The sequence below is a fragment of the Streptomyces sp. NPDC005494 genome, from assembly GCF_042872025.1.
In the GTDB taxonomy this organism is placed as follows: Bacteria; Actinomycetota; Actinomycetes; order Streptomycetales; family Streptomycetaceae; genus Streptomyces.
Genome location: NZ_JBIAJR010000006.1, coordinates 290,322 through 302,490 on the forward strand (window position 1 = coordinate 290,322; position 12,169 = coordinate 302,490).

16 protein-coding genes are annotated in these 12,169 nt (G+C 66.4%); 14 read left to right on the forward strand and 2 right to left on the reverse strand.

Annotated features, from left to right (window positions below):
* Nucleotides 1-142: 142 nt before the first annotated feature.
* On the reverse strand, nt 143-607 hold the full coding sequence (locus tag ACFYQ6_RS19920; protein WP_026241770.1) for an NUDIX hydrolase: 465 nt from the start codon (nt 605-607) through the stop codon (nt 143-145).
* Nucleotides 608-625: 18 nt separating this feature from the next.
* Between ACFYQ6_RS19920 and ACFYQ6_RS19925 the strand changes: the two genes are divergently transcribed.
* The 14 genes from ACFYQ6_RS19925 to ACFYQ6_RS19990 all read left to right on the forward strand — a co-directional run bounded on the left by ACFYQ6_RS19925 (nt 626) and on the right by ACFYQ6_RS19990 (nt 10,659).
* The gene (locus tag ACFYQ6_RS19925) at nt 626-1,405 is read left to right on the forward strand and encodes a GntR family transcriptional regulator (protein ID WP_003967790.1); all 780 of its coding nucleotides are present in this window, start codon (nt 626-628) and stop codon (nt 1,403-1,405) included.
* Between the two features lie 139 nt (nt 1,406-1,544).
* Nucleotides 1,545-1,904, forward strand: coding sequence for a hypothetical protein (locus ACFYQ6_RS19930; RefSeq protein WP_094211126.1), 360 nt, complete (start codon nt 1,545-1,547; stop codon nt 1,902-1,904).
* 2 nt (nt 1,905-1,906) lie between these two features.
* On the forward strand, nt 1,907-3,259 hold the full coding sequence (locus ACFYQ6_RS19935; RefSeq protein ID WP_388764052.1) for an FtsK/SpoIIIE domain-containing protein: 1,353 nt from the start codon (nt 1,907-1,909) through the stop codon (nt 3,257-3,259).
* Between the two features lie 79 nt (nt 3,260-3,338).
* The gene (locus ACFYQ6_RS19940; protein ID WP_388764054.1) at nt 3,339-3,524 is read left to right on the forward strand and encodes a hypothetical protein; all 186 of its coding nucleotides are present in this window, start codon (nt 3,339-3,341) and stop codon (nt 3,522-3,524) included.
* Nucleotides 3,524-4,189, forward strand: coding sequence for a DUF2637 domain-containing protein (locus tag ACFYQ6_RS19945; protein ID WP_388764056.1), 666 nt, complete (start codon nt 3,524-3,526; stop codon nt 4,187-4,189). Before ACFYQ6_RS19940 ends, ACFYQ6_RS19945 begins: the two co-directional genes overlap by 1 nt.
* A gap of 18 nt (nt 4,190-4,207) precedes the next feature.
* Nucleotides 4,208-4,393 (forward strand): hypothetical protein, encoded by a 186-nt coding sequence (locus ACFYQ6_RS19950; RefSeq protein WP_359629545.1) that lies wholly within the window; start codon nt 4,208-4,210, stop codon nt 4,391-4,393.
* Nucleotides 4,394-4,398: 5 nt separating this feature from the next.
* Complete coding sequence (locus tag ACFYQ6_RS19955) at nt 4,399-4,590, forward strand: mobile element transfer protein (RefSeq protein ID WP_388764059.1); 192 nt, start codon at nt 4,399-4,401, stop codon at nt 4,588-4,590.
* 12 nt (nt 4,591-4,602) lie between these two features.
* The gene (locus tag ACFYQ6_RS19960; RefSeq protein WP_010060553.1) at nt 4,603-4,758 is read left to right on the forward strand and encodes a hypothetical protein; all 156 of its coding nucleotides are present in this window, start codon (nt 4,603-4,605) and stop codon (nt 4,756-4,758) included.
* 27 nt (nt 4,759-4,785) lie between these two features.
* Nucleotides 4,786-5,100, forward strand: coding sequence for a SpdD-like protein (locus ACFYQ6_RS19965; RefSeq protein WP_388764061.1), 315 nt, complete (start codon nt 4,786-4,788; stop codon nt 5,098-5,100).
* 91 nt (nt 5,101-5,191) lie between these two features.
* Complete coding sequence (repSA, locus tag ACFYQ6_RS19970; RefSeq protein WP_388764063.1) at nt 5,192-6,607, forward strand: replication initiator protein RepSA; 1,416 nt, start codon at nt 5,192-5,194, stop codon at nt 6,605-6,607.
* Nucleotides 6,608-6,609: 2 nt separating this feature from the next.
* On the forward strand, nt 6,610-6,831 hold the full coding sequence (locus ACFYQ6_RS19975; RefSeq protein ID WP_362886506.1) for a helix-turn-helix domain-containing protein: 222 nt from the start codon (nt 6,610-6,612) through the stop codon (nt 6,829-6,831).
* The gene (locus ACFYQ6_RS19980; protein WP_388764065.1) at nt 6,831-7,958 is read left to right on the forward strand and encodes a tyrosine-type recombinase/integrase; all 1,128 of its coding nucleotides are present in this window, start codon (nt 6,831-6,833) and stop codon (nt 7,956-7,958) included. The genes ACFYQ6_RS19975 and ACFYQ6_RS19980 overlap by 1 nt, the downstream gene beginning before the upstream one ends.
* A gap of 347 nt (nt 7,959-8,305) precedes the next feature.
* Nucleotides 8,306-8,659 carry a hypothetical protein gene (locus ACFYQ6_RS19985; RefSeq protein ID WP_388764067.1) on the forward strand — a complete coding sequence of 118 codons (354 nt, stop codon included), beginning with the start codon at nt 8,306-8,308 and terminating at the stop codon, nt 8,657-8,659.
* Nucleotides 8,660-8,670: 11 nt separating this feature from the next.
* A complete protein-coding gene (locus ACFYQ6_RS19990) occupies nt 8,671-10,659 on the forward strand; it encodes an NACHT domain-containing protein (RefSeq protein WP_388764068.1) in 1,989 nt (662 codons plus the stop codon).
* A 369-nt stretch (nt 10,660-11,028) separates the two neighbouring features.
* On the opposite strand, the gene ACFYQ6_RS19995 is transcribed toward ACFYQ6_RS19990, so the two are convergent.
* Nucleotides 11,029-12,114 (reverse strand): hypothetical protein, encoded by a 1,086-nt coding sequence (locus tag ACFYQ6_RS19995; RefSeq protein ID WP_388764070.1) that lies wholly within the window; start codon nt 12,112-12,114, stop codon nt 11,029-11,031.
* Nucleotides 12,115-12,169: the final 55 nt, after the last annotated feature.

The following is a 12,169-nucleotide window of genomic DNA, read 5'->3' on the forward strand; positions in this document are numbered from 1 at the left end:
CCGGGTCTATCCAGTTGTGGGCGCGCGTCGGCGGCGGCAGCGCCGAGCGGGCCGAAGGCAGGAGCGCGGGCGCAGCCAGAGCCGGGAAGCGCGCCCGGCGGAGCGGAGCGCAGCCGGGTGCCTTGATGAAGTAGAGAAAGTCTTATCCCGCTGTGATGAGCTGCTTGCCGTCGTGGCTCCGCACGTGAGGGCCGTTGCCGTCCAGGGCGTCCAGGAGGCGGACCGCGTAGACCTCGGCCATGCGCTCGCTGACCTCGTCGGGTGTGAGCCAGGAGACGGCTGTCGACTCGCTTGATGTGCGCTCGGTGCCGCCGGAGGGCTTGCAGCGGAAGACCAGGGCGACGATGCCGCGGGTCGTGTTCTTGTAGACGCCGGTGAGCTGGTCCACCTCGACGTGGATGCCTGTCTCTTCCCAGACCTCGCGGGCGACGCCGGCCTCGGGTGTCTCGTTGAGTTCGAGGATGCCGCCGGGGAGCTCCCAGGTGCCGTTGTCGGCTCGGCGGATCGCCAGGAGGCGGCCGTCCTCGCGCACCACTACTCCGGCGACGGACACGGAGTGCAGGGGAGTGGGTGCCGCTTCCTGTGATTGACTCATGTAGAGGAGCATAGGAGGCAGGGAAGGACTATGGGAACTGCGGCGGGAGGGGCCGGTTCCGGTCCTCGGTATGTACAGATCGCTGATGACCTCGTGCAGCAGATCCGGGCGGGGGTGCTCAAGGCCGGCGACATGGTGCCGAGCGAATCCGAGCTGGTGGACCGCTATGGCGTCTCCGGCGGGACGATCCGTAAGGCCATGGTCGAGGTCCGGGCGAGTGGGCTCGTCGAGACCAGGCACGGCAAGGGCTCGATCGTGAAGAACCGGCCCCCCGTACGGCACCGCTCCTCCGATCGCTTCCGGCGCTCGCTCCGGCAGGGTGGCCAGGCCGCCTACCTCGCGGAGTCCGCACAGTCCGGCGCCACCGCCAAAGTTAGCGTCCTCTACATCGGTCCTATGGACGCGCCCGAGGATGCCGCCGAGCGCCTGGGTGTTCCCGCCGGTACACAGGTGTTGGCTCGCCGGCGCCTCTACTTCCGTAACGGCACCCCGGTGGAGACCGCCTCGTCGTACCTGCCCTGGGACGTGGTGAAGGAGATCCCCGAGCTGTTCGCCGAGAACCCCGGGGGCGGTGGCATCTACGCCCGACTCGAAGACCACGGGCATGAGTTCGCTGAGTTCGTCGAGACGCTGCAAGCGCGCCCGGCCTCTAAGTCGGAGGCGTCGGAACTGGCGCTCAGCCCTGGTGCGCCCGTGGTTCACCTGATTCGGGAGGCTCGTACGACTGCGGGCCGGGTGGTCGAGGTATGCGACACGCTCATGGCCGCTGACCAGTTCGTTTTCGAGTATCGGATCCCTGCCGACGACTGACGTCCGCTCAACTCCCCTCAACCCGTCGCGAGTTCTTCTTCGCGGCGGGTTGACTCATGTACAGGAGTCATGCACTCTTCTTCATGTCACTCATATACATGAGTGGCGGAGTCCAGCATCTATAGAGGAGTGATCTGCTGTGCGTCAGATTCCCGTCGACACCTCCAGCGCCGTCGTGATGGTCGCCAAGATTCCGCAGGTCAAGGTCCGTGATCGCCGCACCGGTGAGATCGCCACCGACATGGAGACCGGTGCTCAGCTCATGACCGTGGACGTGATGTTCGCGGCGAACGAGGAGGTGGAGATCCTGTCCGTCACCGTTCCGGAGCCCGGGATCACCGGTGAGCTGGCCATGGGTACGCCGGTCGCGCTCACCGGCCTGGTCGCCCGTCCGTGGGAGAACGACTTCAACGGCCAGCGGCGGCACGGCATCGCGTTCCGCGCGGTCGCGGTCACCTCGCTCGCCGACGTCGCCGCCGCAGGGTCGAAGGCGGCCTGATCATGACCGCCTTCACGGTCGCTCTGGTGCTGGTCGTCGCCGCTGCGGGTCTCCTGCGGTGGCGGCGGCCCGCCTGGTACTGGCTGGCCTTCGGGGTCACTCTGGCCGCGCTGCGGGTCTTGGTCCGGTACCGCTCGGTCATGGACGCGTGCGGGTTGACCGTTCCGCCGGCGCGGTGGCGGTTATCTCTGGCTCGGGCCACCAACCGGCCGATATCTGAGCCCCGCCCGCCGCGTATCCGACGACTGCGGCCGACTCGCACCGGCCTGGTCCTCCGACTCAAGCTCCGTCCCGGACAGGACGTTTTCGACATCGCCGCGGCCTCGGACCGGCTTCGGCACTCGTTCTCGATGTTCGGCGTGACCTCGCGTGAAGTGCGGTCCGGGGTCGTCGAGGTGCGGATGACCGGATACGACGTGCTCAAGCGGGTGCAGATGCCTGCTGAGACGGAGACCCGGGCGATGCGGGTACCGGTCGCCCTTCGGGAGGACGGGTCGGTGCACTACCGCGACTACCGCGCGATACCTCACGCCCTCACCCTCGGCGCCACGGAGTCCGGCAAGTCGGTCTACCAACGCAACCTGGTCGTCGGCCTTGCTCCTCTGGACGTTGCCCTCGTCGGCATCGACTGCAAGCAGGGGGTCGAACTCTTTCCGCTGGCGCGCCGGTTCTCAGCGCTGGCCGACAGCCCGGACACCGCTGCCGAACTCCTCGATGCACTCGTGGCGCGGATGGCGGACGTCTACCGCCTCATCCGTACCCAGCAGCGCATCACCGTCGATGTACCGGACGCGGAGATCGCCGCCGACATCTGGGACCTGCCCGATGAGCTCCGCCCGACCCCGGTCGTCGTCCTGGTCGACGAGGTGGCCGAACTCGCTCTGTACGCAACGAAGGAGGAGGAGAAGCGGCGGGACCGCATCATCACCGCCCTGGTCCGTCTCGCGCAGCTCGGCCGCGCCGCCGGTATCTACCTCGAAATCTGCGGACAGCGCTTCGGCTCCGAACTCGGCAAGGGCATCACCATGCTCCGCGCCCAACTCACCGGCCGCACCGCTCACCGTCTCAACGACGAGACCTCCGCCAACATGGCCTTCGGCGACATCGCCCCGGACGCGGTCCTCGCCGCCATCCAGATTCCCGCCGAACTGCGAGGCCTCGCCATCGCGGGAGACGCGTCCGGCGGTTGGCACCGTGTCCGCGCTCCGCACACCTCGCTCCGCCAGGCCGTGAACCGCTGCAACCGGTACGCCGACAGGACCCCGGACCTGCCCGAGCTGGCCCCTTTCCGGCCGACCACCGGCACTGCCACCGAGCTCGTGCCATCAGCGAAGGCCTCTCCGGCCACCGCCTGATCTCTCCCCCACCCGGTAGGCGTGACCGTCTTCGCGCCGAGTCCCTACCACTGCCATGCCCAGAGAAGGGAGAACCGCCATGTGCCCTGACTGCGAGGACTTCGCCCGGACCGTGCTTCTGCTCGGCCAACTCGCCCTGTACGCCGACATGGTCGGCGCCGACCTCGACTTCGTGGACGCCGTCAGCCCGTCCCTCGCCGTGTCGCTGCCGAAGCCGCCGCCGGGCACGTTCCCGGACGACTCCGACCCCGCTGAGGACTCCTGATGGGCGCCCGGCACGGTCTCCGGATCGACGCGGTGTTGATCCAGGCGGTTATCGCCGGAGCCTTGTCCTTCGCCCACCTGCACGACCTCGCCGCCGCAGCCGGACAGGACGGCTGGAAGGCATGGGCCTACCCGGTCAGCGTCGACCTGCTCCTTGTTGCCGCGTGGCGTCGGCTGCGTGGTGAGGGCCCGTCTCGGTTGGCCTGGTGCTGGTTCCTTATCGCCCTGTTCGCGTCGCTCGGCGCCAACGTCGCCACCGCCGGGTTCCTCGACCTGGCCGACCCGCCGGCCCCGCTCCGTCTCGGCATCGCTGGATGGCCCGCGCTCGCCTTCCTTGGCGGCACTCTCCTCGCCCACTCGTCGGGGAGGCCGGAGCCAGCTCCGCCAGCCGCCGCCACGGAGACGAGAGACGCCGGGCCGGCGCGTGTGCCTGACGCCGCCCCGATCCCATCCCCGGCCGATGAACTCCCTGCGCCAACGGCCCTGTCCTCGCCACCGGCCCCGTCCCCGGATACGCCCGTTCCCGCCGTGCTGATCGACCACGCCCGCAAGGTCGCCGACGAGTACCGCACCCGTACCGGATCACCGATCGACACCGACACCCTCCGCTCCCGCCTCGGCGTTCCGCCCCACCTCGCCGATGCCATCGCCGCCCGCCTCAGCTGACCGCAAAGGAGAACTGAGATGACCCACGATCCCGCCGACCTGACCGTGGCCGATTACCTCGACGGAGCGCGTGAGATGGCCGCAGCCGGACGCCCCTTCCTCGCCCATCTGCTCGCCGAGGAAGCCGCACGGCGCGTCGACGACCCGGCCACCGCCCGCGGCATCCGCGCCCAGTACACCGACCCGACGACCGACAGGGGCTGACCGGCATGCCCGCCCGCGACAGCTTCCACTCCGTGCTGCGTATCGGCCCCGTGCAGATCGGCACCCACCGCGACCGCACCGGCCGCACCGCCCACGCCGCCGTCTGCACTGCCGACCGCTGCGGCTGGTCCGCCGACTACTCCAGCCGGACCGCCGCCCAACTCGCCGCCCGTACCCACCGCTGCACCGTCCGTTAGGAGACAGCGTCCATGGACGTCCCCCTCTGGATCGCCCTGCTGGTCGTCGGCTACCTCGGCATCAAGCTCTTCCGCCCGCCTGTGTGGCTGATCTGCGTGCTCCTCCTCGGCGGCTACCTCCTCGCCGACAGCCTCTTCGCCTCCGTCATCGACACCGCCGTCAAGTAACCCGCGCCCGGGAGAGGAGAACCACCCATGTTCCAGCCCAAGATCCCGACCATGCCGCAGCCCTCGGGCCTGGTCACCCCGCCCGCCGTCGTCCAGCCGACCACCATCACGCCGGGCACGCCTGCCCCGGCACCCGCCGTCGCCCCTGAGCCGTCCCGTCCGGCCGCACAGCTCACCCCCGGCACCGCGGTCGCGCTCGTCGGCGCCGGTACTGCCGTCGTCCTGGTCGCCGGCACCGTCCTGGTCTCGCTGCTCCTGGCGGTCGCCGTCACCAGCGCATCGGTCGCCGTCTGCGCGGTCGTCCTGCGCTCCCTGATCGCGTCCGACGCCAAACGCCGCTGACCGGCCCCCGGGCGGCCTCGATACCGCCAAGCATCCGCCGCCCGGGAGCCGTGCCCACCGATCGATCTCTCAACCGGAAGGAACCCCCAGCATGGCCCACCGGCCCTCACCCTCGAAACAGAAGCGGTCCATGCCCGCCCCACAGCTCGACCCGACCGTCCTCGGGGACGTCCTCCGGGTGGCCTCGGCCTCCGACTACACCCGCTGGGAGGACCAAATCCGCCGCACCGGCGGCTGTGCCGACCCCGTCCATCTGAGCGGCTGGGTAACCCACAAAGACAAGACCACCGGCGAGACCCTGCACCGCTACTCGACCGCGTACGAGCCTGGCGGGCGCCTCCGTATCGCCTGCGGCAACCGCCGTGCCTCCCGCTGCCCCTCCTGTGCCTGGACCTACGCGGGCGACACCTACCACCTGATCCGTGCCGGCCTCGCCGGGGACGATCGCCGCGACATCACCGCCGCTGTCCGCGACCACCCGCGCGTCTTCGCCACCCTCACCGCCCCCTCGTTCGGCCCCGTCCACAACCGCCCCGACCGGGGCACCTGCCGGTGCGGCACGGCGCACGCCTCGGACTCCGGGGACCTGGGCTCCGCCCTTGACCCGGAGACCTACGACTACGCGGGCGCCGTGCTCTTCAACAACCACGCCGGAGAGCTCTGGCAGCGTTTCACCACCCGACTCCGTCGCGAACTCGCCATCCATGCAGGAATCCCACGCCGTGAGCTGGGTGACCATCTCCGCGTCTCCTTCGGCAAGGTCGCCGAATTCCAGAAGCGCGGAGCCCTCCACTTCCATGCTGTCGTACGTCTCGACGGCCCGGACGGACCCGGCACACCTCCACCCGCCTGGGCCACGGTCGACGCCCTCACCAACGCGATACGAGCCGCCGCCGCGCACTCGTACACGTCGGTCTCCGTCCCGGCTGCTGGCGACCAGCCGACCCGGTCGTTCCGTTGGGGCCGACAGCTCGACGTTCGCCCGGTCAAGGCCTTCGGCGACGGATCCGACGTCACCGAACAGGCAGTCGCCTCCTACGTGGCCAAGTACGCCACCAAAGCCGCAGAGAACACCGGCACCCTGGACCGTCGCATTGGAGAGCTCGCCGAACTCGACCGCCACCGGGTCCCCGATCACACCCGGCAGCTCATCACCGCATGCCGTGAGCTCGACAGCCTCTATCCGGATCGGCGCCTCTGGGCCTGGGCGCACATGCTCGGCTTCCGCGGCCACTTCTCGTCGAAGTCGCGCACGTACTCCACGACCCTCGGTGCCCTCCGCCAGGAACGCGCCGACTACCGCGCCGCCCAGGAAGCGCCCGCCCTCGGCCTCGCCGACCGCGAACCGGACACCGTTCTCGTCCTGACGGACTGGCAGTACGTCGGCCACGGGCACACCCCCGGTGAAGGCGCACTCGCCGCGACCATCGCCCGTGACCTCCAGACCAACCGCGAGACCGCCCGTGACGCACTGAAGGAGCGCACTGCCGACGAGGGGGAGTGGTGACCGTGGCGGACCGACTGCTCACCGTGAACCAGGTCGCCGAACGCCTCGGCACCGGTCTCCGCTTCCCTCGCCGGCTCATCGAGGAACGCCGCATCACGTTCGTCAAGGTCGGCCGACACGTCCGTATCCCCGAGAGTGCCGTGGAGGAGTACGTCAGTGCCCACACGGTGGCGCCGATCGTCCTGCGGCCCGCCTCGGCGTACCCGTACCGGAGGGCTGCCTGATGGCCGCGAAGCGTAAGTCCCGACGCACCTTCGGTCGGATCCGGAAGCTGCCGTCCGGCCGGTTCCAGGCTCGGTATCCGGGACCTGACGGCGTGCTGCGTGCCGCTGATCAGACGTTCGCGACAACGACGGATGCCGATCGCTGGCTGGCACGGAAGCGAATCGAGATGGAGGAGGGCCGCTGGCTCGACCCCGCTGAGGGGAAGACCACCGTCCGCGACTGGTCGGCACGATGGCTCACCGCTGTCTCCCCGCAGCTCAAGCACAAGACACAGGCGTCGTACCGGTCCCTGATCAACTCGCTGATCGTTCCGGCGCTCGGTGATCGTGAGCTTTCCAGCCTCCGGCCGATCACCATCGTCGAATGGGTTGGTGCGATGAAGACCCGTGGTCTCAGCGCCTCGCGGATCAGGCAGGCCTACCGGGTGCTCTCGCAGATCATGCGGGCCGCCGTCGACAACGAGATGATCGGGCAGACCCCGTGCAGGAACGTGAAGCTGCCTCGCATGCCGCAGACTGAGCCGCACATCCTCACCCCGCTGGAAACCTCACGGATCGTGCGGAGCGCGACGAAACCGCATGACCTGCTGATCTCCTTGCTCGCCTACGCGGGTCTGCGGGTCGGGGAGGCGTTCGCGCTCCGGCGAGCGGACATCGATGTGTCCGGCGGCCTGGTCCTCGTCGATGAGAACCTGGCCGAAGCGAACGGCACCCTCGTCTTCGACACTCCCAAGTCCCATCAGAAGCGGGTCTTGCGGATCGGGCCGTCACTCGCGGCGCGGATCGGCCGGCACCTGGAGACGCTGCCCGGCGGGGAGGACGCTCTCCTCTTCGTCACGCCCGGCGGCAAGCCTCTGCGCTACAACCAGTGGCGCAAGGCGTACTTCGATCCTGCCGTGGCGGCTGCGGGGCTCACTGACGTCACGCCGCACGATCTCCGCGCCTCGCATGGGACGTGGGTCGCCGACCGGTACGGCGTCATGACCGCCGCGCACCGCCTGGGGCACTCGAACGCGAGCGTGACCACTCGGCACTACGCCCGGCCGGTCGCCGGTCGTGATGAACAGGTGGCAGCGGCTGCGGATGTTTGGCTCAGTGGCGGCGATGCGGCGGGTCCCGTCGACTGAGTTGCCACTGCATGCGAAATCCCCCTGATCGCAGGCTGGATCAGGGGGATTTGTGTGACCCGGTGCCTGACTGGGCCGATCACAGGGCCGAAATGTGACTGGTTACCGCCTGTTGCGACTGGGCGACAGTCACTACTGTGCGTGGTCATTGAGTAGTCATGCGGCTGCACTAGGGGTTCTACCGGTGGGCATCTCGGGCCTCTTGAGTGCCTGACTGGTCTGAGACGGCGAATCGAGACGGGGAACGTACTGCCACCACTACGACTACGGGGTGCTGTTTCGCTACATTCGCCGTGCATTCCCTCGTAGGGTAAGAGGGAACAGATTTGGGCCTACGGGGAGGGTGTATGGATCTGGCCACTTTGGCTGATGCTGCAGCAACCGCATACGTCACTGGCGTAGCTGGACACGCTGCAGCGAGCACAGATGGTGCAATCCGAGTGCGCTTCGGGCAGCTTCGCTCGTATCTTGCTTCGCGTCTGATCGGCGAAGGGCATCTTGAGAACGAAGAAGAATCAGTTCTATCCGCCCGAATTCTGAGATTGCTAGAAGCGGACCCTGATAGCGTCTCGGAGCTTGAGGAAATCCTGAAGGGGATTTCTGATTCAGCAAAGATTGAGGGTGCAGGAACCGTATATGGCAATGTGACACTTCGAGGAAAATATGTAGCAGGGCGCGACATCAGGTTTGATGGACGTTGATTCGAAACTTGATGCCCAAGTCATGGGCCGCACGTACAAGGAGTGCTCGGACCACCTTTGGTGACATCGACATCTCCGGCTACTTTGCCGCGGGTCGAGATATCAATGTGCGTAGTGTCACCGTTGCCGGGGCGGTGTTGGGTAAATCGGATATGCAAATCCGAAAAAAAATCCTCACCAAAGTGTTACCTGCATGGCTGAATGAGGGGGATTATTGGGAAGGTGCAGTAGAAGTTGAATTTCCCGTCTCGGCAGAGTTCTCTACTGATCAAGTTAGCTATCGGCGGCCGGACATCAATCTCATCAGTGAGAGTAATAGGGTTAAGCGTTGGCCGGGCGTAGACGTAGGACAAGCTATAGATAGGTCCTCTGGAAAGCTACTCGTTCTCGGTGATCCTGGATCGGGTAAGACGCGAAGCCTTCATCAGGTAATGCATTTGGCCATTGAGCGCGCCCTCCAAGATGATCAGGACCCGGTGCCTTTCTACCTCCACTTGTCTGACTGGTCGAGCACGCGTAAGGACATGAGGATCTGGCTCACGCGTTCAATTCGGGAGAACTATGGAATTCTTCCGAGTATGTGCGGGCGGTGGATTGACCGTGCGGAAGTGATGGTAGTTCTTGACGGATTAGATGAACTGCGGCTGCGTGAGCGGCGTGAGTGCATCTCTGCAATCAATCGCTTCGTTTCAGAATATCCGGCAGTTCAGGTAGTCGTGGCATGCCGTTTTAGTGAGTATCGAGATACCGGGAGGAAGCTGCACCTCAGGGCTTCCCTGGTGATCGAGAAAATCGAAGAAGGTGCGATCTCCGAAGTTCTTAACAAAGCGGGAGATGGGTTAGGTAGACTGAATCAGGCTCTGAATCGAGATAAAAAACTTCGGGACCTACTGCGCAATCCGCTGTTCTTTCGACTGGCAATCTCTCTTTACTCGGAGGGTGGCGACGTAGATCTTTCCAGCTCTACGGACCGGCGGAAGGGGCTGTTGGCGGCCTATGTTGACTACGCCGAGCGAAGGATGGCAAGTAGCGGTATCCAGGCCGACCGGTGGCTATATTTTATGGCGCGTGCCCTGAGAGGCCAGCAACGCGTCACGTTCTGCCCGGACCGCCAGTCAGTCGAGTTTCTGCCTATCCAGTTCAAGCGCATTGCAGAAAGGCGCATTCTGCTAACGGCGAGTCTGTTTGTGGCTGTGCCGTCCTTTCTGCTGCGCGGGGTTATGATTTTACTCGCTTCGGATTCCCCGACCAAAGCCACGTATATAGCTATTACCCTTATGGTTCCGTTGAGTTATGGATTCTTGGCCTGGAAAGTGGTGAAGGATGATCTGTGGGCTCCCCTTGTGGGGCGGAAAACGTCTGTAGTTAAGGCATTGCTGCTGTACGCGAAACGATCACTCATTGCCTGCTTGGTGGAGGGGGGTGCGGCGTGGGCCCTTGTCACCTCGGGTGCGGCAAATACTGCAATGGGTGGTGTGGCGCTCCTTCTGATGGTTTTAGTCGCTATATGGCCGGCTCTTCAGATGGCGCGCGAGTCGGACACTTCCGATCCGAGCGAGTTGCCAGACCGGGTGGGTGGAGAAATTCGCAGCCTTGTGAGAGCGACCGTCGTCGTTGCGTCTCTCGTGGCGGGCTCTACGTACATAACGCTGACTGTTATTTTTGAGGCTCTGAATCCTGTTCCTGTAGTGGGTGAAGGCTTGCTCTATTCTCCAATGCTGAATGCCTTCTTCTTTGTTGCCCCAATCGCCTTGATTGCAGCGCTGAGAAACGGAGGCGTGGATCTGATCCGAAGGTATCAATGTCGGCGTATCATGATCAAGTTTGGGTATTTGCCTAAGGCTCACAAGGCGGCCTTCGAGGCGGTTAGAAGGTCTTCGCTAGTGGTTCCACGGCGCGGTGCGCTGGAGTTTAGGCATGCCCTAATCAGGGACCATCTTGCGGAACGGTTTCGCGATGACGTGAACTTGTTGTCGTTTGTGACCATTCGAAGTGACTGAACCGGATTTGAATAGGCCTCGTCCGCTAGTCCTTCCCCAGAAGTGCAAACATGGATAAGGGGCACGCAGCGGGCACGATGACGACGGAAGTGGCTTTCCCGGAGTGCATGCGCCCGTCTGACCTGCGGCGGAGTTCAGAAGGCGTTCGCTCTGCAAAAGGTCTTGAAAACCGTCGTCGCAGCGATGTGACCGTGGGTTCAAATCCCACACCCACCGCAGGCGAACGGCCCCCGACCGGATGAACCGGTCGGGGGCCGTTCCTGTGTGCGCGGGATCCCGCCGTGGCCGTGAGGCCGCGGAGGCGGTGTCGTCGGCCGGGCGTCGTCTGCGCGGCCCGTGGTACGGCTCCCGGAGGGGGAGTTGCGGGAGTTACCGCGCCTCTGGACGGGAGTGCCGTAGCGCGCCGAGGACCAGGGGCATGTGCTTGCGGTGGGTCACGACGAGCACGGCCTCACCGTTGTCCTCGCACTCCAGGACCAGGGCGCGGCCCCCGTGGTCGGGGCGGTCGGCGGGGTCCGTCCGGTAGGGCGGGCGGACGCGGACCGGTGTCAGGGTGTGGGGGACCTCGCGCCGGTAGGCGGAACCGGTCGGGTCCGGGGTGGAGGCCAGACAGCCGGGCCCGGCCACGAGGAAGCCGCCGCCGCTGTCGGCGTACGGGGTCCCGCCCATGACGCGGCCCGGGAACACCTTCTCCTTCAGGAGCGGGCACGGCGTCAGGGTGACGGTGTCGTCGCCGGCCTGACGTCGCTTCAAGAAGGGTGCGAGCGCCAGCGAGACCAGCAGGACCACGATCGTGCCCAGTGCGACGAGCCGGAGCGCCGGTCCGATGCCGTCGGTGACGAAGGGGGCCGCCATCCCGAGCAGGGTGAGGGCGAGCCCTCCGCCGACCGGCAGCGCCGCCTGCCAGGGGTACGCCCTCAGGGAGGTCCAGGAGCGCCGGGACATCCAGTACGCGCCCCAGAGGGCGAGCGTCCCGTAGAAGGCGAGACCGAGGCCGGAGGAGGAGGCGAGCCGGTAGTCGTCGCGTGGGTCGGCGTTCGTGTAGCGGTGCGTGGTCCCGAAGTCGACGAACCGGATCTGCCCTCGCCAGTACGTCACCTCGACGTGTGCGCCCTTTCGGGCGTGTGGGGGCTCTTGCGGGCTGCCGTCGATGCGCGTGCGGGTGGACGACCCGTCCGCCTCGGTGACGTACAGCCAGTACATGGGTGTCTTGCGGCCGGACACGACGTGCGTCCGCTCGATCCGTGCGGGGGCGGTCCGCAGGCAGTCGTCCCCCTGGTCGTTCGGAGCGCAGGTGGCCGCGGCCCTGAAGTCGTGTCCTTCGGCGAGTTCGGCGCGGGTCGTGATCAGCAGCAGCCATGCCGCCGCCAGCACGCACAGGGTGCCGGTCACCGCGGCGGCACGTGTCGTCCCCGGGCTCCCGGGGCTGGGTGAACCGTTCTTCGCGAGTGTCACCGGCGCATTCTGCGCATGTGGCGGCAGGTGGGGGCAGGGGGGATGTGCGTACGCA

Coding starts and splice junctions, on each gene's coding strand:
- ACFYQ6_RS19920 (WP_026241770.1), bottom strand. CDS start 607: ATGCTCCTCTACATGAGTCAATCACAGGAAGCGGCACCCACTCCCCTG.
- ACFYQ6_RS19925 (WP_003967790.1), top strand. CDS start 626: ATGGGAACTGCGGCGGGAGGGGCCGGTTCCGGTCCTCGGTATGTACAG.
- ACFYQ6_RS19935 (WP_388764052.1), top strand. CDS start 1,907: ATGACCGCCTTCACGGTCGCTCTGGTGCTGGTCGTCGCCGCTGCGGGT.
- ACFYQ6_RS19940 (WP_388764054.1), top strand. CDS start 3,339: ATGTGCCCTGACTGCGAGGACTTCGCCCGGACCGTGCTTCTGCTCGGC.
- ACFYQ6_RS19945 (WP_388764056.1), top strand. CDS start 3,524: ATGGGCGCCCGGCACGGTCTCCGGATCGACGCGGTGTTGATCCAGGCG.
- ACFYQ6_RS19950 (WP_359629545.1), top strand. CDS start 4,208: ATGACCCACGATCCCGCCGACCTGACCGTGGCCGATTACCTCGACGGA.
- ACFYQ6_RS19955 (WP_388764059.1), top strand. CDS start 4,399: ATGCCCGCCCGCGACAGCTTCCACTCCGTGCTGCGTATCGGCCCCGTG.
- ACFYQ6_RS19960 (WP_010060553.1), top strand. CDS start 4,603: ATGGACGTCCCCCTCTGGATCGCCCTGCTGGTCGTCGGCTACCTCGGC.
- ACFYQ6_RS19965 (WP_388764061.1), top strand. CDS start 4,786: ATGTTCCAGCCCAAGATCCCGACCATGCCGCAGCCCTCGGGCCTGGTC.
- repSA (WP_388764063.1), top strand. CDS start 5,192: ATGGCCCACCGGCCCTCACCCTCGAAACAGAAGCGGTCCATGCCCGCC.
- ACFYQ6_RS19980 (WP_388764065.1), top strand. CDS start 6,831: ATGGCCGCGAAGCGTAAGTCCCGACGCACCTTCGGTCGGATCCGGAAG.
- ACFYQ6_RS19985 (WP_388764067.1), top strand. CDS start 8,306: ATGGATCTGGCCACTTTGGCTGATGCTGCAGCAACCGCATACGTCACT.
- ACFYQ6_RS19990 (WP_388764068.1), top strand. CDS start 8,671: ATGCCCAAGTCATGGGCCGCACGTACAAGGAGTGCTCGGACCACCTTT.